This is a genomic window from Pseudomonas sp. FW306-02-D09B (genome assembly GCF_058782685.1).
Map to the genome: position 1 here is coordinate 186,915 of NZ_JBYSXY010000006.1, position 26,401 is coordinate 213,315.

Below are 26,401 nucleotides of genomic sequence, written 5' to 3' on the forward strand. Positions count from 1 at the left end.
GAACTGTCATTCCTTTGACGAACCTTCCACATTCGTCGTACCGACCGAACTACCCAAGACGCTAGAACAGGTCTATAAAAATGCAAACAAAAACAATTTTGGACCGTCATGAGAAAAGGAAAATTCATTGTGCGCGCCGTTTTTTTTATCTCTCTCTCGTTCCTGTTACTCACGGGCTGTTCGTTGTTCGGGCCACGAGTCGATCTCGATCGCCTGACACTGGACGTCGCCGCCCATGCCAATGACGACACGCCGATTGCCGTGGATTTTGTCGCGGTGAATGATCCGGACCTGCTCAAACAGCTGTCGGCACTGACCGCTCGGCAATGGTTCAGCGAGCGCGAGCAGTTTCAACGCGACTACCGACAGCTAATGACGGTCTGGGGGCTGGAGCTGGTTCCAGGGCAGTTTATCGATCAACAACCCTTCCCCTTGGGCGGCAAGCGAGCCGCTGGACTTTTGATCTTCGCGAGCTATAACACACCCGGAGCGCACCGACTTCGACTGGACGATCAGAGCAAGGCCTGGCTGAAGTTCGACAGTCGCGAGATGACACTGGTCAGCGACACTGCGCACTGATCTGCACTGAAAAGATCGCCAGGCCGCGGCAAGCGGCGCCATTCGACGTCGAAGGGAATCGTATGAGTTTGCTACCTGACGCGGTTTGCTGGCACGAGGGCATGCAGTTGCTGCCCCAGCATTTTCAGTTGCAAGGTCTGCGCGCCGAAGCGTTGGTCGCGCATTTTGCCAAGGCCTGCAACCCCTGGTTCTGGGGTATCACCCATCTCGACATCGACCCTTCGGCACTGAGTGCCGGGCACGTTCGCTTGCTCGCCTTGCAGGCGACCTTGCCGGATGGTTTGCCGATCAACGTGCAGGCCGGTGTGGGACCGATGCTGGAGCTCGATGTCAGCGAAGCGGTCGATGCAACGGACAATGCCACTGTGACCGTGTACCTGGCGGTCAGCCCGTTGTGGCGTGCCGGGCAATTACTGCCGCTCACCGGACGCTTGCAATCGGTAATCGGCGATGCCTTGCCAGACCTCACCAGCGGTCAATACCCCGAGTCGATTACGGTGTGGCGGCCCAATCCGCGGTTGTGCACGCAACTGAACAAGGCCGACTCAATCTGTGTACCGCTGGTGCGTATTCGCAAGGAAGGCGGCGGCTTTTTGCAACTGCCCTACACCGCGCCGACGCCGTGCCTGTTACCCGAGTCGGTGTTGGGCCGTCGGGTCGGCGGTCTGTGCGCCCGGGCCCGAGAGAAATGCATGTTTCTGGCCGGTCGCTTGCGCCAGGCACAGCAAGCCGGTAACCAGGATGACGCCGCAGAAATCCGCCGCCAACTGACCGCACTCTGGGCACGTCTGCCGGAAGTCGAGGGTTTGTTGAGCAGTCGGTTGGCGACGCCTCAGGCGTTGTATGGTCTGCTGCTGGGGCTGGCCGGTGCCTGGTCGGCGCTTGATCCGCTGGCAGGGGTGCCGGCCTTCGCCGCGCTGGATTTTCTCGAGTTGCAGCGCGGCTACGAGAGCGTACTCGACTGGCTGGACAAGACCCTCGAATTGATTCGCGCCGGCTATCGCAGCCTGCCGTTCGAACGCCATGAACACCTCTTCTCGATCCAGTTGCCCGACGATCAGCCAAGCCAGCGCCTGGTGATCGGCTTGCGCATGCCCAATGGTGCAAGCGAGCAGTCTGCGAGTGAATGGTTGAGTCGGGCGATCATCGCTTCCGCGCCGCACGTTGCCCTGCTCGGTCGACAACGCATGCGCGGTCTGGCGCATGAGGCCATGAATCGCAACGAACAGGTGGCCTACAGCGTGGGCGAAGATACCCGGTTGTTTGTGGTCACCGCAGAGGGCCAATGGTTCGACGGGCAACTGCCGCTGCAGATTGTCGCGCCGGCCTCGCAGCTGGCGAGCAGCCCGTGGCAAGTGGTGCTGTTTGTCGCTCAAGCCAGTGAAAACGCTTGATCAGGGAAGGGGAATCGAATGCCTGAAGGGAACGTCGGCGGCGGTGCGCGAGGCCTCCACGAAGCGCCGCTGAGCAGTGCTTTTCGCCAGGCCTGGCAAGAGTGGTCGCAGGCCTGGAACGAACAGCCCAAAGACAGTGACGATGAAGCGTTGGTTGAGGCCGTCGTCGAGTTTTCCACGCAGATTACCCAGCGTTTGTGGCGAACCGCGTTTGCCAAAGTCGGTGATGCCGCCACCGAGCAGGTGACCGCCGTGGTGTATGCGTTTGTCGCGCTGATCGACGAGACCCTGTTGTTTACCGCCTGGCCGGGTCAGCTCGGCTGGCAGGACAAACCGCTGGAGTCACGGATGTATGCCAGCCGTCAGGCGGGCGAACGGTTGCCACTGGCGATCAAGACATTGCTCGACGACCAGGTGCCGGCCACTCGGGATCTGGCCAACGTGTATTTGCAATGCCTGGTACTGGGTTTTGAAGGGCGTCTGCGCGGCGAGCAGAACCAGCTCCAGCATGAGAAGTGGCGGTTGGCGTTGTTCGCGTTTGCCTGGCAACACGAGCCCGATTACGCCGATGTCAGCGCTCGGCTGGAGCAGCCTTCAGTGGTGACTCCCGTGCAGTTGCCCCTGCGTCTGTCGCTACCTGACGGCTTTCGCCTGGCGCTGGCGATCCTTGGCGTCGTGCTGTTGATGACCGGGTTGGGGCAGATGTTCTGGCGTGACATTCGTCAAGAGCTTGAGCCGGTCATGCACCTTTCCGAAACGGCAGCGGCCCAGGAGCAAGACTCATGAGCACCCTGGGGATTGTCGCAACCGTCGTCGCGGTGCTGTTATTGCTGGCGGTGTTGCTGGTGGCGGTGTGGTGGTTGCGGACCCAGAGCGGCGCGGCGATTCGCAGTTTTTATCTGTCGGTCCGGCACATGGAGCAGGAGCAAGGCACGCAGGATCGCTATCAGATTCCGTGGCTGCTGATGCTTGGCAACGAAACCCAGGGCACTCAGCTCTGTGCCCAATGGCGCTTGCAACCCACCGACAAACCGGCCTGGTTCGGGCGCTGGTGGTCGGACCCCGAGGGCGCAGTGCTGGTGGTGCCACAAACGTTGTTTTTGCCTGATGAAGGCTTGAACCTGCAACGGGGCGGCTGGTGGCGTCTGTTGGGATTGATCGTGCGCCTGCGCAGCAAGCGGCCGCTGGACGCGGTGATCTGGACCGTGCCATCCAGTCAACTGGGCGATCCGGAGCTGGCCGCCAGCCTCGGTCTGGCGGCACGGCGGCGCTTCATCGATCTGTTACAGCGGTTCGGTCTGAGCCTGCCGGTGTATGTGGTGATTACCGGGATGGAGGAAGTGCCGGGCTTTCAGGCGTTGATTGCTGCACTGCCGGTCGAGGCACGTGAACAGGCGTTGGGCTGGTCGTCGCCGTATTCGCCTGAGGCGGTCTGGCAATCGCAATGGAGTGATCAGGCGCTGGATCAGGTGAGCCGGGCATTGTCTGAATCAATCATCGAGATCGGCGCCTTGTCCGGGCATTTGAGCAACGAACTGTTTGCCTTGCCGGACCGTTTCGAGGCGCTGCGGCGCACACTGCAAACCCTGCTTGAACCGGTTTTCCAGGGCAATGCACAAGGCGAGGCACCACGTTTCCGCGGGATTTACTTCACCGCCAATCAAGCGCCGGAGAGTACTCGGGAGAGCTTCTCGGCCTATGACACGGTGTTGCAGCAGAGCGCGTTTGCCCGGCAGTTGTGGCAGCGCCGGATTGTCGCCGAACGTGGCGTGGCTCAGGTCGTACCGCGTATTTTGCGGCTGCGCCAACGCTGGCAACGGGTGACCGGCGTGGTGGCGCTGGTGGTCGGGCTGGTGTGGGCGATCGGTATGGTTTGGGTCTGGCACGACTCGGTCAAGGATGCCCATGAGTTGTCACGCTTGCTGCAAGGTGCGCAGAAAAATTATGTCGCGGTCACGGACGAAAGCCATCGACTGGAACCGACGCGACGTAACGTCGAAAGTTTCTGGCGGGTACTGGAACGAGCCCCGCGCTGGACGTTCAGTTCGGTGGTCTTTCCCACCTCCTGGTTTTCCTCGCTGGATGCGCAGCTGGAAGACGAGTTGCGGCTGACCGCCCAGCGGCAGTTGCTGGTGCCGCTGCAAGAGTTGCTGGTGTCGGACCTGGCGCAGCTCAAGGCGATCCGCAATACCGAGCGTCGAGTGAACGTGGAAAGCGAAGACCCGGCGCAATGGCAGAACTACGTCAAGGCCAAGGAACTGGTCGAGCGCGCGGTGCGTCTCGAACAACAGAACCAGTGGTTCAATCAGGCGTTGAACAATCCCCGGAGCCCGCTCGATGACCTGGTGCTGTTGAGCAATAACGCCTTGTCGCTGAACCTCAATGTCGGCACGTTGCGTCGCTCGGCCTTCTATAACCGGGTACTGCTCAATTCCGACACCAGCGGGTTGAAAGCGCTGGACCTGAGCACGGAACGCTCGACCATCTCGACGAATTTTGAAGGACTGATGGAGCGCTGGCTGGACCAGTACTTCCTGGCTGACAACTTCGTGCGTCAGGCCGGTTACCTGAAGTTGCATCTGGAGCGGCTGGAGTCCGGCAGTGGCAATTCACTCAGCGAACTCGAGGACTTGAGAGCGCTGATTGATGACCTGCAAGCATTGATTGGCTTGACCAACTCGGCGTGGGGACGAGGCAAGGGCCAGGACCTGGTGCCGGGCTATCGCGAGCTGATGGATAAAGTCCGCCAAAGCGCCTTGCTCGGGCCGCAACTGGAGCAACAACTGGACATGCAGGCGTCGAAGTTGCAGCAGAGCTTTCGTGATCAATGGATTGCCCAGGCCGGCTCGCGTGGCAATTTGCTGGTTCAGCAAGGCAGCGGACAACTGGCGTTGCAAGAGCATGTCAGCCAGCTGGACAACGCCGTGCAGGCGTTGTTCAAGCGCGATTTCGTGGCCATTGCACTGCGTCAGGATGATTCCAGCCTCAGTGCTTCTCAGGGTCAGAGCGCCGACAGCGATGGTCTCAACAGCGCATTGAATTACTTCGCCAGTTACAAAAGCTACGCCAGCGAGGAGTTGCCACGTATCCCGCCGGCGTACCGGGGCGCGCTGCTCCAGGCGGCGGAAGGAGCGGCGGCCAAGGCGATGTGGCTCAGCCTGGAGGAACAGGGCGGCCAGGTGCAGCAAGGCACAGGGTTCAATGTGCAGGCCTCGCAGGCGGTGGCGTTGCAAAAAGCCTTTGTCGAGTTGCGCCGCAGTGACCTGGCTACCCGTTTGCAGAACGCACTCAACCGCCGCGCGTTGGCCGAGGTCGCCAATGGCCTGAACGAAATAATCGCCCAGCCGCTGTTCAGCGAAAGGACCAGTATTGCGCGCTGGGATGGTTCGAAAAACCTCGGCTTGCAGCTGTACGGTGCCAGTGATGTGCAGGACCTGAAGCTGAGCCTCAAGCAGCAGTTCAACACCATGTTGGGTATTACCGAACAACGTACTTCGGCGTTGGAGTGGCTGAAGGTCCAGCAGCAGAATCTGTCGGGACTGGATTACGAACGGGTTGTGCAGTTCAGTGCCTTGAATGATGAACTGCTCAAGTACAAGGAGCAGAATCCTGCCAGCTCTGCGGCTCAGATCGAACAGTTGGTGAGCCGGGATTTTATCGACATGGATGCCGGGTCCTGTGCGCAAATCCTGCAAACCGCCAACCTTTCCGGTGGCCGTGGGACGCTTGCCCTGAGGGCTCAGGAACTGCAGCAAACCGCGATGCAACGCTGCCAGTCGCTGCAGCAGCAACAGGCTTCGGCTGCGTGGAACGACCTGGCCAACTATTTCAATCAGTACCTGGCCGAGCGTTTTCCATTCTCCAATGGCACGCAGGTGACCGATGCCGACCCGGCGCGGGTCCAGCATTTGCTGGAGTTGATCGACAAGCGCCTGCCGGTGGCGCAAGCCGGCTTGCAACTCAGCCGGACGCCGGAACGCTTGGCCGCCGAGGACTTTCTCAATCGCTTGAAACAGGCCAGCACTTGGCTCGGGCCGCTGTTTGTGCGAGATAAAAGCGGCATTCTCGGGGTGGAGATGGATGTGCGCTGGCGCACTGATCGCGAGGAAGAGCACGGCGCCGATCAGGTCATTGCCTGGGGCTTGAATGCTGGCAATCAACAGATCAGCTACCCCGGCGAGGCCCAGCAGAACCTGCGCTGGATGGTCGGTCAACCCGTCAGGTTGACGTTGCGCTGGGCCAGGAATGGTCCGCAGCGGCCGGTCAGCGACCCGTTGCAACCGAACCTGGTGATCAGGGACCTGGAAGCTGGCTGGGAGTACGGCGGCCCTTGGTCGTTGCTGCGGCTGATGCGTTCGCACCAGTCGAATCAGCGCCAGCCAAGCATGGACTACACCGATTTTCCACTGACCTTGCGCTTGCCGGTCGCCGCGAGCACCAGCATTGAGGAGCCGACACAAATGTTCATGCGCCTGTCATGGATGACTCAGGGATCAAAACTGCCGTTGTCCATTCAACCGTTGCCGACCCGTGCGCCGCGTTCACCCTTTGTCTCGACGGGTTCGACGGCGGCCATCGTGACGAACGAGGAGGGCTTGTGAGTTTGCCGTCACTATCATTGTCATCGCCGCTGCCGGAGTTGATCGCACAGTTGCTCGAACCGATCAGCGATGAAGCGCCCTGTGGCCAGGACCTGCGCTATGAGCCTGAGTTCGATCAGTTGCGCGAGCTGCGCCGCGAGGACGATACCAGTTTGCCGACAGGGGTCTGGCAGTCGTCGATCAAGCGTGCCCAATGGGCGGAACAGGCAAAGCTCGCCAGCCGTTTGCTGCTGGAGCGCAGCAAGGACTTGATGCTCAGTGCCTGGCTCGGCGAGGCCTGGTTGCATCTGGACGGCCTGGAAGGGTTGCCGGGCAGCCTGGCGCTGGTGGCGGGGCTATGCGAGCGCTACCCCGAGCAACTTCACCCTCAGGCCGAGGAGGGCGATCAGTCGTGGCGGGTGATTCCTCTCGAATGGCTGGCGCGACGCTACAGCGAAATCCTGCTCACCCGGGTGCCGCTGTTCGACATGCGCACCAGCGAATTTGCGGATTTTTGCCTGGATGACTGGCGGCGCTTGCAAGTGCAGCAGGTGATGGTCAATGACACCAAGGCCGCAAAGACCTCAGCTGAAGCCGCGCGCAACGAGCAGAAAAAACTCACCGAACAGATTCGCGCGACACCGCTGTCCTTCTGGTTGCGCAGCCAAGGCAGCCTGTTACTGAGCTTGCAGCATCTGCAACGGCTGGAGGACTGGAGTGATGCCTACCTGGGCAATCAGGCGCCAGGCTACAAATCATTGCGGGGCATCATCGAGGCGCTGTTGACGCTCGTTCAGGAGTTCATCGCCATGCATCCACGTCAACCCACCCAGGCCCCGGTCGAGCCACCGCAGGTCCGGGCGCCCCAAAACACTCCGGAGCCAGAGCCCGCGCCAGCCCAACAGGCACTGCGTGAACCGGTGAGTCGCGAAGAGGCTTATCGGCAGTTGCTGCTGATTGCCGAGTACCTGGCGCGAACCGAGCCCCACAGCCCGGTGCCTTACTTGATCAGGCGCGGAGTGGAGTGGGGCAATAAACCGCTGAGTGAACTGTTGGGCGAGTTGATATCGGCTGACGCGGAGTCGCGCCGACTCTGGACGTTATTGGGTGTGCTCTAAACATCGCAGCGCCTCTCAGAGCGGCTTGGGCAACTTGATGGGCGTCAACACCGGACGATCGGAGAAAAACGCCATCAGGTTCTGCCCGACCAGTTCAACGGTTCCCTTGGTCGCTTCCGGCGACAGGCCGGCCACATGCGGCGTGAGGATCACGTTGCTCAATACCTTGAGCGCATCCGGCACCTGAGGCTCTTCATCGAATACATCGAGCGCGGCACCGGCGATCCGCCGTTGCTCGAGCGCGCTAACCAGATCGCTGGTAGCAACCACGCTGGCGCGGGCAATGTTGACGATAAAACCCTGGGGGCCCAAGGCATCCAGCACCTGCTTGTTGACCAGGTGCTGCGTGCCGATGCCGCCGGGCGTGCAAACGATCAGAAAGTCAGAGACCCGAGCCAGTTCGGTGGGCGTTGAGCAAAAGTCGTAGGGGATGTCGCTGAGCAACTGGCGGCTGTGGTAACTCACCGTCATGTCGAAGCCGTTGGCGGCACGTTTGGCGATGGCCATGCCGACGGCGCCGAGCCCCAGAACACCCAGGCGCTTGCCGGCCAGTGACGGGCGCATGATCTTCGGCCATTCACCGCGGCGCACCGCCGCGTCGCACCGAGGGATGTCACGCACCAGCGACAGCAACAAGGCCATCGCATGATCGGCCACCGACGAGGCGTTGACGCCAGCACCATTGGTGACGGTTATACCGCGGTCGCTGGCGGCTTGCAGATCGACCTGCTCGTATCCGGCACCGATTACGCAGATGATTTTCAGGTTCGCCAGCGCGGCGATTTCATCGGCATAAAGCCCCAGCGGGCCGCGCGTCAGCACGGCATCGATCTGCCCGCGATGACTGGCGATGGCCTGGGCACGCTCGGCGGGAGTGGGGGCGAGAATCAGGTGGAAGCCTTGATGTTCGAGAATCGGCAGGTAGTCGTTAATGGTTTCAACCAGTACCAGTACGGTTGCAGGCATGCTGGGCTCCTGTAGGCATTGGAATAAGCGGTTCAGATTGCTGACTACAGAGTGGTTTGGCAATTACCAAAAGTTGCAGAACTCAGTGTAGGAGCTGACGAAAGCAATAAAGCAAGATCAAAAGATCGCAGCCTGCGGCAGCTCCTACGCGATCACAATCGTTGCGGCGAACGTGGTCAATGTAGGAGCGGCCATAGGCTGCGATCTTTTCAGCGCATCAGAACCTGGCGTCCGCTGTGTTCATTAATTTCACGAACGCCCCGCCAAGGGTTGCATTGTGGTGCTCAATGATCATTTTGGCCGATAACGCCGCAGTGTCCATGCAGGTGTGAGCATCGGCGACGAGCGTAACCTGTAAGCCCTGTTCGGCTGCGGCTCGGCAGGTACTGTCGATGCAGTACTGGGTTTTCATGCCGACGATGAACACATGGTTTATCGAGGCGTTGGTGAGTTGTTGTGCCAGTCGAGTTCCGAGGAAGCAATTGGGGCGGGTTTTATCGAACAGGGTGTCGACATTCGCATCCAGCTCCAGCTCGGGAAGTAATTGCCAGAATGGGCTTCCAGCCTCAATGGGCGAACCCTCAGGACCGGTGTGGCGTACCGCATAAATCGGCACTTCGCGCGCTCGGGCCCGGTGAATGAGCTGGCGGATGTTGGCAAGTACTCGCTCGCCGTCGTGGGGCTTGTCCGGGCCGTAGAACAGACCGACCTGCATATCGATGATCAAAAGTGCCGATGACATAGGTGTTTCTCCATGAAGTGCCGAACGGACGGGAGAAACAACAAGGCCCCGTCCATTGCTGGCGGGGCCTGGGGTTCACTGCGCTGTATTTATCTCAGCCAGCCACCGCACGACCCGCCGGAAGCGGTCGTGGTGGTGCGGGTGAGGTTCAGCGCAGCGAAGTTCATGAGGCCGATCATGCTGTGGGTTCGGCAAACATGTCAATGCAGTCGCAAGGCGATTATTGAGTGCACTCGGCTCGCCGATTCAGCGCCCCCATAAAAAGCAGCTTCTTCGGATTGCTCGCGTTCAGCCGGCGGATTGTGTGGGCTGTGGCGCGTAACGCCTTTTCCGAGCATCTGATCTGCATAACCATTCCTCAGCTAAGTCTTTGCTTCTGCTGATTAATCCCGGACAATCGCGCCCCTGTTTCGGCCAGGGCGCTGCCTGTCAGCTTTTTCTGACTCGTCCTGACCGAGTGGCAAGTGACCGGAATGCGGAGATCTGACCGGATGAATGATCAGGCCAATAGCGTTGATGAACGCTATGAAGCGGCGGCACCAGCGAGCCTCAGCAGCTGGAATCGCCATGACACCACCTGGATGCTGGGCCTGTTTGGCACGGCGATTGGTGCGGGTACCCTGTTTTTGCCGATCAACGCAGGCCTCGGCGGTTTCTGGCCGCTGTTGATCCTGGCGTTGCTGGCGTTCCCCATGACCTTTTATGCGCACCGTGGCCTGACCCGCTTCGTGTTGTCCGGTCGCGCAGGGGCAGACATCACCGAAGTCGTCGAAGAGCATTTCGGGATCAAGGCCGGCGCCCTGATCACGTTGCTGTACTTCTTCGCGATCTTCCCGATCCTGCTGATCTACAGCGTTGCGCTGACCAACACCGTGGGCAGTTTCCTCGAGCACCAGTTGCACATCATGCCGCCGCCACGGGCGATTCTGTCGTTCGTGCTGATCCTCGGTCTGCTGGCCGTGGTGCGCTGCGGCGAGCAGATGATCGTCAAGGCCATGAGCCTGATGGTGTACCCGTTCATCGTGGCGCTGCTGTTTCTGGCGGTGTTCCTGATTCCGCACTGGAACGGCGGCATTCTCGAAACCGCGAGCACCTTGCCCGAGCCTTCGGCATTGCTGCACACGCTGTGGCTGGCGATTCCGGTGATGGTGTTCTCGTTCAACCACTCGCCGATCATCTCGGCCTTTGCGGTGGACCAGAAGCGTCGTTATGGCGCGCACGCCGAAGAGCGCAGCTCGCAAATCCTTTCTCGCGCTCACACCTTGATGGTGGTGATGGTGCTGTTCTTCGTCTTCAGTTGCGTGCTGACCCTGTCGCCAGCACAACTGGCCGAGGCCAAGGCGCAGAACCTGTCGATCCTGTCGTACCTGGCCAACCACTTCAGCAACCCGACGATCGCGTTCGCTGCGCCGTTGATTGCGTTCGTGGCCATTTCCAAGTCGTTCCTGGGCCATTACATCGGCGCCAGCGAAGGCCTCAAGGGGCTGATCGTCAAAAGCGGTCGCCGTCCGGCACCGAAGACCCTGGACCGTATGACCGCAGCGTTCATGCTGGTGGTCTGCTGGATCGTCGCCACGCTGAACCCGAGCATCCTGGGGATGATCGAAACCCTCGGTGGCCCGGTCATCGCGGCGATTCTGTTCCTGATGCCGATGTACGCGATCCGCAAGGTGCCAGCCATGGCACGTTATCGCGGCCAGGCCTCCAACGTCTTCGTGACGCTGGTGGGCCTGGTGGCGATTTCGGCGCTGATTTATTCGCTGACCGCCTGATTCAGTGAGGCAACGGCCGCTGCGCTTTATATGCGCAGCGGCCGTTTTTTTTGCTTGGTCGAAAAGCTCGGCGCGACCCTCTGCGCGGGTTATCGGGGGCAAACTGATCCAGCTCACATGTCATGGCGGATTTGAGGCTACGCTTGTGCCTGCAAGGCAGTGTGATCGATGTTCTGTTTTGTGCCGTTGTCGATCTGGCCGGCTTGGAATTGATTGCCTGGAGACACCTGATTGCCGACTGATCCACCGACTGTAGCGCCCCAAACCACCACCGAGCGTCCTAACCGTTTGCAGGACCTGTTGGCCGGCTTATCGATTGCCGGTCTGCTGCTGCCCGAGGCTGTCGCGTATTCGAGTATTGCCGCCCTGGCGCCGCAGGCCGGGGTAATTGCGCTGTTCGCTGGCTTGCTCTGTTATGGACTGTTTGGCACCAGCCGATTTGCCATCGTTTCCGCAACCTCTTCGTCAGCCGCCGTGCTGGCGGCCGCCACGGCGACATTGGCCAATGGCGACCCGCAACTTCGTGCAAGCCTGGCCATCGGGCTGGTACTGGTGACCGGCGCGTTCTTTTTGCTGGCCGGGTTGTTCAAGCTTGGCAGCGTGACGTCATTCATCGCCAAGCCGGTATTGCGCGGCTTTGCCTTTGGCCTGGCGCTGACGATCATCCTTAAACAGCTCGCCAGCGTGGTCGGCGTGCACCTGAGCAACGGCAATCCGATTCGTTTTTTGCCGGAGTTGCTGGAGCAACTGCCGCAGTGGAACTGGGTCGCCGCCGGTGTGGCCGCGGTGGCGCTGGCCTTGTTGTGGTTGTTCGGGCGGTTCCGGCGCTTGCCGGGTGGCTTGCTGGTGGTGGTGATCGGCATCGCGGCGGGGCAATGGCTGAACCTGCCGGCCTACGGGGTCAGGATGATCGGGGTTATCGACCTTGGCCTGGAGATTCCGAAGCTGCCGGTGCTGCCTTTTGCCGACTGGTTACGCCTGGGAGAACTGGGCTTTGCCATGGTGATGATCCTGTATGCGGAGTCCTACGGCTCGATCAGCTCCTTCGCACTCAAGCACGGTGATCGGGTGTCCTCGAACCGGGATTTGCTGGCGTTGGGAGCGTCGAACCTGGTGTCCGGGTTGTTTCACGGGATGCCGGCAGGGGCGGGCTATTCCGCGACTTCCGCGAATGAGGCCGCCGGCGCGACGTCGCGTTTGGCCGGTGGCGTGGCAGCGCTGGTGGTGCTGATCATCGTCCTGACAATGCTGCCTTATATCGCCTTGACCCCTGAACCGATACTGGCCGCGATCGTCATGCATGCGCTGGGCCGTGGCTTGAGTCTGCAACCGTTGGGGCGCTATTTCATCTGGCGACGTGATCGCCTGCTGGTGATCTGCGCCGTGGCGGCCGTGTTGGTATTGGGGGTGCTGGACGGTTTGCTGGTGGCGGTGGCGATCAGTGTGCTGCTGATGCTCAAGCAAATGTCAGCGGCGGATATCCAGGTGCTCGGGCATATCGGCACCGGGCACGATTTTGTCGACATGCAACGTCATCCATTGGCCAGGGCCGTGCCGGGGATGCTGATTGTCCGACCCGGCGAAGCGCTGTTTTTTGCTAACGCGGAGCGAATTCTCGGCGGCGCATTGCACTTGATTCGGCACTCTGAAACGCCGATTCACACAGTGATTCTCAGCCTGGAAGAGTCACCGGACCTGGACGGCACCAGCATCGAGGCGTTGCAGGAGTTTTTCTTGCGGGTACGCAACGAAGGCAAGCGCCTGGTGCTGGCGCGTCTCAAGCTCGAGGCGCAAGCGGCACTCTCGGCGCTATCGGAAGTCAAGCGTTTGCAAGTCACTCTCTGTGACTTGAGCGTCGACGGGGCGGTGCAGGAGGCGCTTAAAGGCCAAGGGTAAAACCTTCTGGCATAAAAAAACGCCGCGCACCTTACGATGCGCGGCGTTTTTTTGTGGCGAGGGAGCTTGCTCCCGCTGGGTCGCGAAGCGGCCCAAAAATCAAACACCGCGAGTATTCAGATAGAATGCGGGGCTGATTTTACGACTGCTCCGCAGCCGAGCGGGAGCAAGCTCCCTCGCCACAGGCGTTAAGCTTGAACGACCGGGATGTTGGCGTTCGCTGCAGCTTCACGGAACTCGGCGATCTGGTCGAAACTCAGGTAGCGATAGACATCGCTGGCCATGGTGTCGATTTCTTTCGCGTAGGCCATGTACTCCTCGACGGTCGGCAGGCGACCCAGGATCGAAGCCACCGACGCCAGCTCGGCCGAAGCCAGATAGACGTTGGCGCCATCGCCCAGACGGTTCGGGAAGTTACGGGTCGAGGTCGACACTACGGTGGAGTTCGGTTCTACGCGAGCCTGGTTACCCATGCACAGCGAGCAGCCCGGCATTTCCATGCGCGCGCCAGCCTTGCCGTAGATGCCGTAGTAGCCTTCTTCGGTCAGTTGGTGAGCATCCATCTTGGTCGGCGGCGACAGCCACAGACGGGTTGGCAGCTGACCCTTGACCTGATCCAGCAGTTTACCGGCAGCGCGGAAGTGACCGATGTTGGTCATGCACGAACCGATGAACACTTCGTCGATCTTCTCGCCAGCAACGCTGGACAGCAGACGGGCGTCGTCCGGATCGTTCGGCGCGCAGAGCACAGGCTCTTTGATATCGTTCAGGTCGATCTCGATGATTTCAGCGTATTCGGCGTCAGCATCGGCAACCATCAGCTCAGGGTTGGCAATCCAGGCTTCCATCGCTTGAGCACGACGTTCCAGGGTGCGCGCATCGCCGTAGCCTTCGCCGATCATCCAGCGCAGCAGGGTGATGTTGGAGCTCAGGTACTCGGTGATCGACTCTTTCGACAGCTTGATGGTGCAACCGGCAGCCGAACGTTCAGCCGAAGCGTCGGACAGCTCGAAGGCTTGTTCGATGCTCAGGTTGTCCAGGCCTTCGATTTCCAGGATGCGGCCGGAGAAGGCGTTCTTCTTGCCTTTCTTCTCTACGGTCAGCAGGCCAGCCTGGATCGCGTAGTAAGGAATGGCGTGAACCAGGTCACGCAGGGTGACGCCCGGTTGCATTTTGCCTTTGAAGCGCACCAGGATCGATTCCGGCATGTCCAGTGGCATCACGCCAGTGGCTGCGGCGAACGCGACCAGACCGGAACCGGCCGGGAACGAGATGCCCATCGGGAAACGGGTGTGCGAGTCACCACCGGTGCCGACGGTGTCCGGCAGCAGCATACGGTTCAGCCAGCTGTGGATGATGCCGTCGCCCGGACGCAGGGAAACGCCGCCGCGGGTCATGATGAAGTCTGGCAGGGTGTGGTGAGTGGTGACGTCGATCGGCTTTGGATAGGCCGCGGTGTGGCAGAAGGACTGCATCACCAGATCGGTCGAGAAGCCCAGGCACGCCAGGTCTTTCAGTTCGTCACGGGTCATCGGGCCAGTGGTGTCCTGGGAACCGACGGTGGTCATTTTCGGTTCGCAGTAGGTACCAGGGCGAACGCCGGCTACGCCGCACGCCTTGCCGACCATTTTCTGCGCCAGGGTGAAACCCTTGGTGCTTTCAGCCGGAGCTTCCGGCTTCTTGAACAGGTCGGACGGTGGCAGACCCAGTTCGGTACGCGCCTTCTCGGTCAGGCCACGGCCGATGATCAGCGGGATACGACCGCCAGCACGGACTTCGTCGAGCAGGACCGGGGTCTTCATTTCGAAGGTGGTCAGGATTTCGTCGCTGTTGTGCTTGGTGACTTTACCGGCATGAGGGTACAGGTCGATCACGTCGCCCATGTTCATGTTGGTGACGTCGAATTCGATTGGCAGTGCGCCGGCATCTTCCATGGTGTTGTAGAAGATCGGAGCGATTTTGCTGCCGAAGCAGAAACCGCCAGCGCGCTTGTTCGGCACGTAAGGAACGTCGTCGCCGAAGAACCACAGCACCGAGTTGGTTGCCGATTTACGCGAAGAACCGGTACCCACTACGTCGCCGACGTAGGCGATCGGGAAACCTTCGCCGCGCATGGTTTCGATCTGCTTCATCGGACCGGTAACGCCTTGCTCGTCCGGCACGATACCGTCACGGGCCATTTTCAGCATGGCCAGGGCGTGCAGCGGGATGTCTGGACGCGACCAGGCATCAGGAGCAGGGGACAGGTCGTCGGTGTTGGTTTCGCCGGTGACCTTGAATACACGCAGGCTGATCTTGTCGGCCAGCACCGGGCGGTTCTTGAACCACTCGCCGTCAGCCCAGGATTGCAGTACGCCTTGAGCGTGGACGTTGCCGTTCTTGGCTTTTTCCGCGACGTCGTGGAAAGCGTCGAACATCAGCAGGGTGTGCTTGAGTTGCGCAGCAGCGACGGCGGCCAGTTCGGCGGAGTCGAGCAGGTCAACCAGGGTCACGATGTTGTAGCCGCCTTGCATGGTGCCAAGCAGTTCAACAGCGCGCTTTTTGTCGATCAGGGGAGAAGTGGCTTCGCCTTTGGCCAACGCAGACAGGAAGCCGGCCTTTACATAGGCTGCTTCGTCCACTCCAGGCGGAACGCGGTTGGTGATCAGGTCAACGAGGAAAGCTTCTTCGCCAGCAGGAGGATTCTTCAGCAGCTCAACCAGGCCTGCAGTTTGTTCGGCGTTAAGCGGCTGGGGAACGATACCCAGTGCTGCACGCTCTTCGATATGTTTGCGGTAGGCTTCAAGCACAGTTATTACCCTCATCAGTGGTCCCAAATGGGTGTCCGGGACGCTCATCCCGAAATTGCCGTACTCATGCGCTGCGTGGCGTTGTGGGCCGCTTAGCCAGAATTACCGACAATTCCTTACAGAAGCTGCTTTCAAAGTTTTACGCCTGCAGAACGGGGAGCTGATGAGGGTTGGCGCTGAGTTTTTCCCCGCTGGAAATACTCATCGCCAACACCGCTCTGAAGGAACGACTGTGCTCGTGACGCTTTGAAAACAGCTTCTAACGGACATTGGCGCCTTAAAAGGCTGGCTGATTCTACGGCAAAAAAAAATTAAAGGTAAGTTAGGCCCTGAACTTTGAGGGGTGATGAATGTTAGACAAAGGGCTAACATGCCGACCTGTTTTGCTTTCTCGCGTTCTGCCTACCTATGCCCAATCAAACCATCAAGACTCCCTGTGTCGGCCTCTGTTCCACTGTTTACGGTGATCTGGTGTGCCGTGGCTGCAAGCGTTTCCACCATGAAGTGATTCACTGGAACGGTTACAACGAGGAAGAAAAGCGCGCCGTCTGGTTGCGTCTTGAGCAGCTGTTGGTGCAGGTGATGGCCGGGAAAATCGAGATTTTCGATCCCTGGCGGCTGCGTGAGCAACTGGAGCAGCGAAAGATCCGTTTTGTGCCGCATCAGTCGGAATATTGCTGGGCGTACCAGTTGATTGCCCGGGGGGCGCGGGTCATCAATAATCTGGAAGCTTATGGGATGGTGTTGTTGCCGGAGTTCCGCGACTGGAGCTTGCCGGAGTTGCGTGATGCCATTGATCGGGAGTTTTTCCTGCTGTCGGAAGCGCATTACCAGCGTTATATCGCGCCGGGTTTTCTCAGGGATGCGTTTGGCGGTTGATCCTGGCGGCCTGACAGCCAACCCATCTCTTGCAGATGTACACCAATCAAACCTGTGGGAGCCGAGCTTGCTCGCGATGGCGGCCTGATAGCCGACCAATCTCTTGCGGGTGTACATATCCATTCCTGCGGTAACGGCGGCTGGCGGTTTCGCCCTTACGGCGACTCACTTTTTTTACAAGCGCCTAAAAAAAGTAAGCAAAAAAACGCTCGCCCCAAGCGTACGGCACCTCGCCTAGGCTCGGCGTTCCCTCACTCCGGTATTCATCAGGGGACATCGCCTACGGTCTGCTTCGCGACGACCTCCTCTCGATGTGTTCGACTTCGTCGAACGGCGCTGCGCGCCCACCCCCTGATGAACACCTCCACTCGGCCTCCCGATAGGGGCGGGTGGATCAAGATCAACGGCGGCAGGCGAGCTAACGCTCGGCCTGTTGAGTGGTTGGGGGCGGGCGCGGGCGCTGCGCTTTATTGTGTGCCGTAGGCTGCGATCTTTTGATCCTTAGTTGTCGTAACCGAGGTTCGGTGCTAGCCAGCGTTCACTCACGCTCAGCTCCTGGCCTTTGCGAGCGGTGTAGCTTTGCACTTGATCCTTGTCGATTTTGCCGACGGCAAAGTACTGCGCCTGTGGGTGGGCGAAGTACCAGCCGCTGACGGCGGCGGCCGGGAACATGGCGTAGTGTTCGGTGAGGAACACTCCGCTGCGACCGGCGTGCATTTCGCTGGCCTCGGGATCCAGCAGGGCGAACAGCGTGCCTTTCTCGGTGTGGTCCGGGCAGGCCGGATAGCCGGGGGCAGGGCGGATGCCGGTGTATTGCTCCTTGATCAGCGCCTCGTTGTCGAGGGTCTCGTCCTTGGCATAACCCCAGTAGTTTTTACGAACCTGCTGGTGCAGCCATTCGGCACAGGCCTCGGCCAGACGGTCGGCCAATGCCTTGACCATGATCGAGTTGTAGTCGTCGCCAGCGTCCTGATAGGCCTTGGCGACTTCTTCGGCGCCGATCCCGGCGGTGGTGATGAAGCCACCGACATAGTCGGTAATGCCGCTGTCTTTCGGCGCGACGAAGTCGGCCAGGGAGAAGTTCGGCTTGCCGTCGGTCTTGATGATCTGCTGGCGCAGGTGATGCAAGCGGGCCAACGGCTTGCCGTCATCGCCGTAGACTTCCAGGTCATCGTCATGCACCTGATTGGCCGGCCAGAAGCCGAACACCGCACGGGCGCTGATGAGCTTCTCGTCGATCAGTTTGGCGAGCATTTCCTGAGCGTCGGCGTACAGCGCGGTGGCGGCTTCGCCGACCACTTCGTCCTGGAGGATGCGCGGGAATTTACCGGCCAGGTCCCAGGAGATGAAGAACGGCGTCCAGTCGATGTACTCGGCCAGCACCTTCAAGTCGATGTTGTCCAGCACCTTGGCGCCGGTGAACGTTGGCTTGACCGGTTCGTAAGAACTCCAGTCGAACTGTGGTTTCTTGGCGATCGCCGCCGGGTAGCTCAAGCGCTCGGTGCGGGCGCTGCGGTTAGCCGTGCGCTCGCGGACTTCGATGTATTCCTCGCGGGTTCTCTCGACGAAACCGGCCTTCAGTTCCTTGGACAGCAACTGCGTTGCCACGCCAACGGCGCGAGAAGCGTCGGTGACGTAGACCACCGCATCGTTGCTGTACTTGGGTTCGATCTTCACCGCCGTGTGGGCTTTGGAAGTGGTCGCGCCACCGATCATCAGCGGCAGATGGAAATCCTGGCGCTGCATCTCGCGGGCCACGTGGACCATCTCGTCCAGCGAAGGCGTGATCAGACCGGACAGGCCGATGATGTCGCACTTCTGCTCTTTGGCCACTTGCAGGATTTTTTCGGCCGGGACCATCACGCCGAGGTCGACGATGTCGTAGCCGTTACAGCCGAGTACCACGCCGACGATGTTCTTGCCGATGTCGTGGACGTCGCCCTTGACCGTGGCCATCAGGATCTTGCCCTTGGCTTCCGGCTTGTCGCCTTTTTCCAGTTCGATGAACGGGATCAGGTGCGCTACCGCCTGCTTCATCACGCGGGCGGATTTCACCACCTGCGGCAGGAACATCTTGCCGGCGCCAAACAGGTCGCCAACGATGTTCATGCCGGACATCAGCGGGCCTTCGATGACCTCGATCGGCCGGGCGAACGACAACCGGGATTCTTCGGTGTCTTCCACGATGTGCGTGGTGATGCCTTTGACCAGTGCGTGCTCCAGGCGCTTGTTGACGTCCCAGCTGCGCCATTCTTCGGTCTCGGCTTCCTTGACGCTGCCATCGCCCTTGTACTTGTCGGCAATCGCCAGCAGGGCGTCGGTGCCGTCCGGGGTGCGGTTGAGGATCACGTCTTCGACGGCATCGCGCAGCTCGGCCGGGATCTGGTCGTAGATCTCCAGTTGGCCGGCGTTGACGATACCCATGGTCAGGCCGTTGCGGATCGCATACAGCAGGAACACCGAGTGGATCGCTTCACGCACCGGGTTGTTGCCACGGAACGAGAACGACACGTTGGACACGCCGCCCGAGGTCAGCGCGTAGGGCAGTTCGTCACGGATATAGGCGCAGGCGTTGATGAAGTCGACTGCATAGTTGTTGTGCTCTTCGATACCGGTGGCGACGGCGAAGATGTTCGGGTCGAAGATGATGTCTTCCGGCGGGAAGTCGACTTCGTTGACCAGAATGTCATAGGAGCGTTTGCAGATTTCTTTCTTGCGCGCTTCGGTGTCGGCCTGGCCGGCTTCGTCGAAGGCCATCACCACCACGGCAGCGCCATAGCGCTTGCACAGTTTGGCGTGGTGAATGAACTGCTCGACACCTTCCTTCATGCTGATGGAGTTGACGATGCCCTTGCCCTGGATGCACTTGAGGCCGGCTTCGATCACTTCCCATTTCGATGAGTCGATCATGATCGGCACGCGGGAGATGTCCGGCTCGCCAGCGATCAGATTGAGGAAGGTGACCATGGCCTTCTTCGAATCGAGCATGCCTTCGTCCATGTTGATGTCGATCACCTGCGCACCGGCTTCGACCTGTTGCAGGGCGACTTCCAGCGCTTCGGTGTAGTTGTCTTCACGGATCAAACGGGCGAACTTGGCGGAACCGGTAATGTTGGTCCGCTCGCCGACGTTGACGAACAACGAGCTGCGATCGATGGTAAACGGCTCCAGGCCCGACAGGCGGCAGGCCTTGGGGATGTCCGGAATCTGCCGTGGCGCGTAGCCGGCGACCGCTTTGGCGATGGCCTCGATGTGCCCTGGCGTGGTGCCGCAGCAACCGCCGACGATGTTCAGGAAACCGCTTTGGGCGAACTCTTCGATGATCTTGGCGGTTTCCACCGGCAGCTCATCGTATTCACCGAATTCATTCGGCAGACCGGCGTTCGGGTGTGCCGACACGTAGGTGCTGGCCTTGTTCGACAGTTCTTCCAGGTACGGACGCAGTTCACGGGCGCCAAGGGCGCAGTTCAGGCCGACGGAAATCGGCTTGGCGTGGGCAATGGAGTTCCAGAAGGCTTCGGTGGTCTGGCCGGACAGGGTGCGGCCGGAGGCATCGGTGATGGTCCCGGAAATCATGATCGGCAATTCGAAACCGACTTCCTCGAACACGCCCTGCACGGCAAAGATCGCGGCTTTGGCGTTCAGGGTGTCGAAAATGGTTTCGATCAGGATCAGGTCGGCGCCGCCTTCGATCAGGCCTTTGGTGGCCTCGGTGTAGTTCTCAACCAGCTCATCGAAGGTCACGTTGCGGTAGCCAGGGTTGTTTACGTCCGGCGATAGCGAGCAGGTGCGGCTGGTCGGGCCCAGGACACCGGCGACAAAACGTGGTTTGTCCGGGGTTTCGAGGGTCTTGGCGTCCGCCACCTTGCGTGCAAGGCGTGCACCTTCTACGTTTAACTCGTACGCCAGGCCCTGCATGCCGTAGTCGGCCTGGGATACCTGGGTGGCGTTGAAGGTGTTGGTTTCCAGAATGTCGGCGCCGGCATCCAGGTATTGCTTCTCGATCGCCCCGATTACGTCCGGGCGGCTCAGTACCAGCAAGTCGTTGTTACCCTTGACGTCGCTTGGCCAGTCGGCAAAGCGTTTGCCACGGTAGTCCTGCTCCTCGAGCTTGAAGCTCTGGATCATTGTGCCCATGCCGCCATCGAGAATCAGGATGCGCTCTTTGAGGGCTTGCTTGAGGACGTGTAGGCGAGCGCTGCGATCGGACATTAGGACTACCTGGTAAGGCCATTACGAAGGGTCGGAATCATAGCAAACCTGTGTGCTTTTAGAGCATGAGCTGCTTTTGCATGAATATCGCTCATGTTGGTGGACGGGCCAGGACGGTAGAATCGCGACGTTTTTTCATGATCGGGACCAGGGATATGTCGTATCGCGTTTTCATCAGCCTCTTTGTGCTGCTTATAAGCAGTGCCGCCACAGCACAAGGCACGGCGCCGGTGATTTCCTATACCCGCGACATTCAGCCGATCTTCACTGAAAAGTGCGTGGCCTGCCATGCCTGCTATGACGCCGCCTGTCAGCTCAATCTGGGCAGTGGCGAAGGTGCGGCGCGTGGCGCGAACAAGATTCCGGTCTATGCCGGTGAGCGCAGCAAGGCGTCGGAGCCGACACGGCTGTTTTATGACGCCTTTGGCAAAGCCGCCTGGCAACGCAAGGACTTCTACTCGGTACTCGATGCCCAGGGCAGTCAGGCTGCGTTGATGGCGCGCATGCTTGAACTCGGCCACCGGACGCCGCTGCAACCTAACGCCAAGTTGCCGGAAGAGATTGTGCTCGGGCTTGAGCGCGAGAACATGTGCCCGATGCCGGGCGAGTTCGAGGCCTATGCCGGCGCCCATCCGAAAGAAGGCATGCCGCTGGCGGTGACCGGGCTGACCGATCAGCAGTACCAGACACTGCAACGCTGGCTGGCCTCCGGTGCGCCAATCGACCAGCAGGGCCTGGTCCCGAGCGCCAGGGAAGCCTTGCAGGTGGTGCAGTGGGAAAACCTGCTGAACGCACCGGGCGCCCGTGAAAGTCTGGTAGCACGCTGGTTGTTCGAGCACTGGTTTCTGGCGCATATCTACTTCAAGGATGGCGAGCCGGGGCACTTCTTCCAGTGGGTGCGTTCGCGCACACCGACGGGCCAGCCGATCGACCTGATCAACAGTCGTCGCCCGAACGACGATCCGGGCACCCAGGTGTATTACCGCTTGTGGCCGGTGCAAGGGGTGATCGTGCACAAGACGCACATCACCTATCCGCTGAGCCCGGCGAAAATGGCCCGGATCAAAACCCTGTTCTACAACGGCAACTGGCAGGTCCACGCCTTGCCGGGTTATGGCCCGGAACGTCGGGCCAATCCGTTCGAGACCTTCCAGGCGATTCCGGCCCAGGCGCGTTATCAGTTCATGCTCGATAACGCCGAATACTTCGTGCGCACCTTTATCCGCGGCCCGGTCTGTCGCGGGCAGATCGCTACCGACGTGATCCGCGACAACTTCTGGGCGTTCTTCCAGGCGCCGGAGCATGACCTGTACATCACCGATCCGAGTTATCGCGGCAAGGCCACGCCATTACTGGCCATGCCTGGCCAGAATGATGATGTCGGCAGCGTGCTGAGCCTGTGGCATGCCTACCGCGACAAGCGTAACGAGTACGAAGCCTTGCGCCGTGACACCTATGCCAAGGCACACGCACCGAGTTGGTCGACCTTGTGGGCCGGTAATGACAACGCCTTGCTGAGCATCTTCCGGCACTTTGACAGTGCCTCGGTGAACAAGGGCCTGATCGGTGAAGTGCCACAGACCATGTGGTTATTCGACTACCCGTTGCTGGAGCGCACCTATTATCAGCTGGCGGTCAACTTCGACGTGTTCGGCAACGTTTCCCATCAGGCGCAGACCCGGCTGTATTTCGACTTGATCCGTAACGGCGCCGAGCAGAACTTCCTGCGCCTGATGCCGGCCGATTCACGCGATGGGTATCTGGACGACTGGTATCAGAGCAGCGGCAAATTCAAGATGTGGCTGGATTACGAAAGCATCGACAATGATAAGCCGACTGCACTGAAACTCGACGAGAAAGACCCTAAACGCGACTTCGTCCAGCAATTGCTGATGCGTTACGGTGACCTGAACGCCAGGCCTGATCCGATCAATCGCTGCGATGGCGCTTATTGCTCGCGGCCCAACATCGATCCGGCCTTGCAGAATGCCGAGCAGGCATTGAGCCGTTTGACCGCGCGCCCGGCGGCCGGGCTCAAGGTGATCGACCAGTTGCCGGAAGCGACGATGCTGCGCATCGAAACTCGCAGCGGCAAGCGCGAGGTGTACAGCCTGCTGCGCAACCGTGCCCACAGTAACGTGGCGTTCCTGCTCGGTGAGGCATTGCGCTATCAGCCGGGGCTGGACACCTTGACCATTTATCCCGGTGTGCTCAGCAGCTACCCGAACTTCATGTTCAACGTTCCCGCTGAACAAGTGCCGGCATTTGTCACCGAGATGGAGAACGCCAAGGATGCCCAGGGCTTCGAGAAAATCGTCGAGCGCTGGGGGATTCGTCGCAGTCACCCGCAGTTCTGGCAGTATTTCCACGATTTGAGCCGGTATATCCACGAGACCGATCCGGTGGAAGAGGGCGTACTGGACATGAATCGCTATGAAAACCTCTGATCGAGCTGCCGGTCAGCCTGGCGGCGAGCGGATCTTTCCCGACAAAAATACTGGGACTTTGTCCGGCGCGATGATTGGCGTAAACTGCGCCCAAGCCTGCGAGGAACTTCCATGACCGCCATTACTATTACCGACGCCGCCCACGATTATCTGGCTGATCTGCTCTCCAAGCAGAACACCCCGGGGATCGGCATTCGGGTCTTTATCACCCAGCCTGGCACTCAATACGCCGAAACCTGCATTGCCTATTGCAAGCCGGGCGAAGAAAAACCTGAAGACACGGCGCTGGGGCTGAAAAGCTTCACTGCTTACATCGACTCGTTCAGCGAAGCATTCCTGGACGATGCGGTGGTCGACTACGCCACTGACCGCATGGGCGGCCAACTGACCATCAAGGCGCCAAACGCCAAAGTACCGATGGTCAACGCCGACAGCCCGGTCAACGAGCGCATCAACTACTACCTGCAAACCGAAATCAACCCGGGGCTGGCCAGCCACGGCGGTCAGGTCAGCCTGATCGATGTGGTTGAAGACGGCATCGCCGTATTGAAGTTCGGTGGCGGCTGCCAGGGCTGCGGCCAGGCTGACGTGACCCTGAAGGAAGGCATCGAGCGCACGCTGCTTGAGCGTATTCCCGAGCTCAAAGGTGTCCGTGACGTGACCGACCACACGCAGAAAGAAAACGCCTACTACTAAGGTGTTCGCTGCGACATGAAAAACGGCGCTGTGGCGAGGGAGCTTGCTCCCGCTCGATTGCGAAGCAGTCGCAAGCCAGTCGACGCATTTACTTTTAATGAATGCGTTGGCTGATTTTGGGACCGCTTTGCGGTCCAGCGGGAGCAAGCTCCCTCGCCACAAGTGCTTCAGGGGCGATACAAATGTGCATGCCCGGCGCGGTACAGCGACGATTCGCTGAAGGTGTCACTGCCCAACACCCGACCCACCAGAATCAGCGCCGTACGTCGAAATCCCTTGGCCTGAACCTTTTCGGCGATGTCTGTCAGCGTTCCCACCACCCAATCCTGATCCGGCCAACTGGCCCGATGCACCACCGCAATCGGGCAGTCCGCGCCGTAATGCGGCAGCAGCTGCGCGACGATTTTCTCCAGGTGATTGACCCCCAGATGAATCGCCATGGTCGCGCCATGCTGAGCCAGGCTGCTGAATTCTTCGCCCGGCGGCATCGCGGTCTTGTCGGCGTAGCGGGTCAGGATGACGCTTTGCGAGATGTCCGGCAGCGTCAGCTCGGCGCCCAACAGCGCTGCGCAAGCGGCGGTGGCGGTGACGCCAGGGATGATTTCAAACGGAATGCTCAGCTCGCGCAGATAACGAATCTGCTCGCCGATCGCCCCATACAGGCTCGGATCGCCGGAATGCACGCGCGCCACGTCCTGGCCTTTGTCGTGGGCGATTCTGATCAGCTCGATGATCTGTTCCAGGTGCAATTCGGCGCTGTTGACTACCTGTTCAGCCTGATGGCCTTCCAATACGGCTTCCGGCACCAGCGAGCCGGCGTAAATGATCACCGGGCAGCTGCGAATCAGTCGCTGGCCCTTGACCGTGATCAGTTCCGGGTCGCCGGGACCTGCGCCAATGAAGTAGACGGTCATGGCCGGCTCCTGTGAAAAATTGTCAAAGCAAGGCTTCAGATGAAGATTGCTCATGATCGAAGGCGGGGATTATCGAGGATTTTACGCGGCGCCGGCCAATGCAAACGTCGCCTGGGCATATTTTTGTCGCGGGATCAGCAGTTTTGCCGGTGTCTGCGCCAGTTGTTCGGCGAGGGCCAGTGCGGCACTTTCCGCTATGCCGTAGCAGCCGGTGCGCTCGAAAGCAATTTGCGAGCGATGGCTGAGTTGCGCTTGATAGCTGGAAAGTTGCTCGCTGCTGAAGCAGATCAGTGGCAGTGACAGTTGCCGGGCCAACTCGATCAGACCGGGCTCATCACGTTTCAGATCGATGCTGGCCAAGGCCTTGATCGCCTGTAATTCGATGTCATGAGCCTGCAACGCCTGGTCGAGCAACGTGCGCAGCGTGCTGGCCGGGCAGCCGCGCTGGCAGCCCAGGCCGACCACCAGGGTCGGCGCTGCGCGCGTTTCACTCATGCGTGGTATTGATCATCGCTTTTGCGGCGGAACAACCAGGCGCTGATCAGGCCCATGGCCAGCCAGAACGCGGCGTTGGTCAGCTGCGAGGCGATCTTGAATTGCGCTTCGAGGGCTTCGGGGGCCAGCATCGAATGCACTTCAGGCTGCGGTGCGCCGATGATGTGCGGCACGGCCAGAATGGCGACACCGAGCACTTTCAGCAGCCAATGCCGGGCGAACACGATCAGCGCGATACCGACAGCGGTGGACGCTGCCGTGCTGATCCACCAGATCTGCCGTTGTGCCAGGTCTGCGGCGGCAGTCCCCGGCAATTCCGGCGGCAAACCCAGGGTTGGTGCGAGGACGAAGGTCGCGTAACCGGCCAGTCCCCAGAGCAGACCTTGGGAGGTGCGAGTCGGCGCGCGCAGGGTGTAGAGACCAGCGAGCATCAGCGCAAAACCGACGGCGACCACCAGATTACCGCCAGTGGTCGACAGCACGCGCTGCCAGCCATCTTCCGGCTCCCAAGCCTCTGCATCGTGGGTGTGGCCAGCCATGGCGCCTTCGGCATGTTCATGGACTTCAGCCGCCGGGGCTTTTTCGTAGGTCTCCGCCTGAAGAATCAGCGGTGCGACCCAGAAACTTTGCAGCAGGGTCAGCAGCAGGGCGGCCAGCAAGCCGGTGAAACCTGCGGTTTGCGCTATACGCTTGATCATCTCGGCAGGTCTCAGTGGCACGGGAACGCAGAACTGTGACGGGTATCGTGGGCGGCGTTGTGCACCGCGTCGATGTGCGAGAAACCGGCGAAATACACCAGGCACGCGCCCAGAATCGATGCGCCAATAGCGGCAACGAGGCGTTGGCTCAGGGTGGAGGTGGTGCTGGCGGTGACGTGGCGAGTGCTGCTGATGATCGACATGGCGCTTCCCTCTGGTCAGTC

General features: G+C 60.2%; 18 protein-coding genes. 10 read left to right on the forward strand and 8 right to left on the reverse strand.

Features of this window, described 5'->3' with window-relative positions; genetic code table 11:
- Positions 1 to 108: 108 nt before the first annotated feature.
- The 5 genes from AC3WK5_RS12810 (at position 109) to tssA (ending at position 7,671) form a co-directional block, all read left to right on the forward strand.
- Complete coding sequence (locus AC3WK5_RS12810; RefSeq protein ID WP_258535607.1) at positions 109 to 579, forward strand: type VI secretion protein; 471 nt, start codon at positions 109 to 111, stop codon at positions 577 to 579.
- A gap of 62 nt (positions 580 to 641) precedes the next feature.
- Positions 642 to 1,973: a type VI secretion system baseplate subunit TssK gene (gene tssK, locus AC3WK5_RS12815; protein WP_103315208.1), complete on the forward strand. Its 1,332-nt coding sequence runs from the start codon at positions 642 to 644 to the stop codon at positions 1,971 to 1,973.
- 18 nt (positions 1,974 to 1,991) lie between these two features.
- On the forward strand, positions 1,992 to 2,759 hold the full coding sequence (locus AC3WK5_RS12820; protein WP_103315209.1) for a DotU family type IV/VI secretion system protein: 768 nt from the start codon (positions 1,992 to 1,994) through the stop codon (positions 2,757 to 2,759).
- Complete coding sequence (locus AC3WK5_RS12825; RefSeq protein WP_103315210.1) at positions 2,756 to 6,574, forward strand: type VI secretion system protein; 3,819 nt, start codon at positions 2,756 to 2,758, stop codon at positions 6,572 to 6,574. Before AC3WK5_RS12820 ends, AC3WK5_RS12825 begins: the two co-directional genes overlap by 4 nt.
- The gene (tssA, locus tag AC3WK5_RS12830; protein WP_103315211.1) at positions 6,571 to 7,671 is read left to right on the forward strand and encodes a type VI secretion system protein TssA; all 1,101 of its coding nucleotides are present in this window, start codon (positions 6,571 to 6,573) and stop codon (positions 7,669 to 7,671) included. The genes AC3WK5_RS12825 and tssA overlap by 4 nt, the downstream gene beginning before the upstream one ends.
- 15 nt (positions 7,672 to 7,686) lie before the next feature.
- On the opposite strand, the gene AC3WK5_RS12835 is transcribed toward tssA, so the two are convergent.
- Together AC3WK5_RS12835 and AC3WK5_RS12840 are read right to left on the reverse strand one after the other, a co-directional pair.
- The gene (locus tag AC3WK5_RS12835) at positions 7,687 to 8,637 is read right to left on the reverse strand and encodes a 2-hydroxyacid dehydrogenase (RefSeq protein WP_054596778.1); all 951 of its coding nucleotides are present in this window, start codon (positions 8,635 to 8,637) and stop codon (positions 7,687 to 7,689) included.
- 217 nt (positions 8,638 to 8,854) lie between these two features.
- A complete protein-coding gene (locus AC3WK5_RS12840) occupies positions 8,855 to 9,379 on the reverse strand; it encodes a cysteine hydrolase family protein (protein ID WP_103315212.1) in 525 nt (174 codons plus the stop codon).
- A 491-nt stretch (positions 9,380 to 9,870) separates the two neighbouring features.
- Here AC3WK5_RS12840 and AC3WK5_RS12845 point away from each other — a divergent pair, with 491 nt between their 5' ends.
- Positions 9,871 to 11,151 carry a serine/threonine transporter gene (locus AC3WK5_RS12845; RefSeq protein WP_054596780.1) on the forward strand — a complete coding sequence of 427 codons (1,281 nt, stop codon included), beginning with the start codon at positions 9,871 to 9,873 and terminating at the stop codon, positions 11,149 to 11,151.
- Between the two features lie 231 nt (positions 11,152 to 11,382).
- On the forward strand, positions 11,383 to 13,047 hold the full coding sequence (locus tag AC3WK5_RS12850) for a SulP family inorganic anion transporter (protein ID WP_103315213.1): 1,665 nt from the start codon (positions 11,383 to 11,385) through the stop codon (positions 13,045 to 13,047).
- A gap of 188 nt (positions 13,048 to 13,235) precedes the next feature.
- Here the strand turns inward: AC3WK5_RS12850 and acnB are convergent, their stop codons facing one another.
- The gene (acnB, locus tag AC3WK5_RS12855; protein ID WP_103315214.1) at positions 13,236 to 15,836 is read right to left on the reverse strand and encodes a bifunctional aconitate hydratase 2/2-methylisocitrate dehydratase; all 2,601 of its coding nucleotides are present in this window, start codon (positions 15,834 to 15,836) and stop codon (positions 13,236 to 13,238) included.
- A 408-nt stretch (positions 15,837 to 16,244) separates the two neighbouring features.
- Here acnB and AC3WK5_RS12860 point away from each other — a divergent pair, with 408 nt between their 5' ends.
- A complete protein-coding gene (locus AC3WK5_RS12860) occupies positions 16,245 to 16,715 on the forward strand; it encodes a DUF1289 domain-containing protein (protein ID WP_054596783.1) in 471 nt (156 codons plus the stop codon).
- A 501-nt stretch (positions 16,716 to 17,216) separates the two neighbouring features.
- Here the strand turns inward: AC3WK5_RS12860 and metH are convergent.
- Positions 17,217 to 20,927 carry a methionine synthase gene (gene metH / locus AC3WK5_RS12865; protein ID WP_103315215.1) on the reverse strand — a complete coding sequence of 1,237 codons (3,711 nt, stop codon included), beginning with the start codon at positions 20,925 to 20,927 and terminating at the stop codon, positions 17,217 to 17,219.
- Between the two features lie 155 nt (positions 20,928 to 21,082).
- Here metH and AC3WK5_RS12870 point away from each other — a divergent pair, with 155 nt between their 5' ends.
- Together AC3WK5_RS12870 and nfuA are read left to right on the forward strand one after the other, a co-directional pair.
- Positions 21,083 to 23,374 carry a fatty acid cis/trans isomerase gene (locus tag AC3WK5_RS12870; protein WP_103315216.1) on the forward strand — a complete coding sequence of 764 codons (2,292 nt, stop codon included), beginning with the start codon at positions 21,083 to 21,085 and terminating at the stop codon, positions 23,372 to 23,374.
- 111 nt (positions 23,375 to 23,485) lie between these two features.
- Positions 23,486 to 24,070, forward strand: coding sequence for a Fe-S biogenesis protein NfuA (nfuA, locus tag AC3WK5_RS12875; RefSeq protein WP_007946504.1), 585 nt, complete (start codon positions 23,486 to 23,488; stop codon positions 24,068 to 24,070).
- A 167-nt stretch (positions 24,071 to 24,237) separates the two neighbouring features.
- Here the strand turns inward: nfuA and cobM are convergent, their stop codons facing one another.
- From cobM to AC3WK5_RS12895, 4 genes are all read right to left on the reverse strand, one after another.
- Positions 24,238 to 24,984, reverse strand: a complete 747-nt coding sequence (cobM, locus tag AC3WK5_RS12880; RefSeq protein WP_103315218.1) for a precorrin-4 C(11)-methyltransferase — start codon at positions 24,982 to 24,984, stop codon at positions 24,238 to 24,240.
- A gap of 81 nt (positions 24,985 to 25,065) precedes the next feature.
- Positions 25,066 to 25,479, reverse strand: a complete 414-nt coding sequence (locus AC3WK5_RS12885; protein ID WP_103315219.1) for a cobalamin biosynthesis protein — start codon at positions 25,477 to 25,479, stop codon at positions 25,066 to 25,068.
- Entirely contained in the window at positions 25,476 to 26,177 is a 702-nt protein-coding gene (locus AC3WK5_RS12890; RefSeq protein WP_103315220.1) for a CbtA family protein, read from the reverse strand. Before AC3WK5_RS12890 ends, AC3WK5_RS12885 begins: the two co-directional genes overlap by 4 nt.
- 11 nt (positions 26,178 to 26,188) lie before the next feature.
- The gene (locus AC3WK5_RS12895) at positions 26,189 to 26,380 is read right to left on the reverse strand and encodes a CbtB domain-containing protein (RefSeq protein WP_054596789.1); all 192 of its coding nucleotides are present in this window, start codon (positions 26,378 to 26,380) and stop codon (positions 26,189 to 26,191) included.
- Between the last annotated feature and the right edge of the window lie 21 nt (positions 26,381 to 26,401).

Bases quoted from the DNA above. Each gene is read 5' to 3' on its own strand.
- AC3WK5_RS12810 (WP_258535607.1), top strand. From the start codon at position 109: ATGAGAAAAGGAAAATTCATTGTGCGCGCCGTTTTTTTTATCTCTCTC.
- tssK (WP_103315208.1), top strand. From the start codon at position 642: ATGAGTTTGCTACCTGACGCGGTTTGCTGGCACGAGGGCATGCAGTTG.
- AC3WK5_RS12820 (WP_103315209.1), top strand. From the start codon at position 1,992: ATGCCTGAAGGGAACGTCGGCGGCGGTGCGCGAGGCCTCCACGAAGCG.
- AC3WK5_RS12825 (WP_103315210.1), top strand. From the start codon at position 2,756: ATGAGCACCCTGGGGATTGTCGCAACCGTCGTCGCGGTGCTGTTATTG.
- AC3WK5_RS12835 (WP_054596778.1), bottom strand. From the start codon at position 8,637: ATGCCTGCAACCGTACTGGTACTGGTTGAAACCATTAACGACTACCTG.
- AC3WK5_RS12840 (WP_103315212.1), bottom strand. From the start codon at position 9,379: ATGTCATCGGCACTTTTGATCATCGATATGCAGGTCGGTCTGTTCTAC.
- AC3WK5_RS12845 (WP_054596780.1), top strand. From the start codon at position 9,871: ATGAATGATCAGGCCAATAGCGTTGATGAACGCTATGAAGCGGCGGCA.
- AC3WK5_RS12860 (WP_054596783.1), top strand. From the start codon at position 16,245: ATGCCCAATCAAACCATCAAGACTCCCTGTGTCGGCCTCTGTTCCACT.
- metH (WP_103315215.1), bottom strand. From the start codon at position 20,927: ATGTCCGATCGCAGCGCTCGCCTACACGTCCTCAAGCAAGCCCTCAAA.
- AC3WK5_RS12870 (WP_103315216.1), top strand. From the start codon at position 21,083: ATGTCGTATCGCGTTTTCATCAGCCTCTTTGTGCTGCTTATAAGCAGT.
- nfuA (WP_007946504.1), top strand. From the start codon at position 23,486: ATGACCGCCATTACTATTACCGACGCCGCCCACGATTATCTGGCTGAT.
- cobM (WP_103315218.1), bottom strand. From the start codon at position 24,984: ATGACCGTCTACTTCATTGGCGCAGGTCCCGGCGACCCGGAACTGATC.
- AC3WK5_RS12885 (WP_103315219.1), bottom strand. From the start codon at position 25,479: ATGAGTGAAACGCGCGCAGCGCCGACCCTGGTGGTCGGCCTGGGCTGC.
- AC3WK5_RS12890 (WP_103315220.1), bottom strand. From the start codon at position 26,177: ATGATCAAGCGTATAGCGCAAACCGCAGGTTTCACCGGCTTGCTGGCC.
- AC3WK5_RS12895 (WP_054596789.1), bottom strand. From the start codon at position 26,380: ATGTCGATCATCAGCAGCACTCGCCACGTCACCGCCAGCACCACCTCC.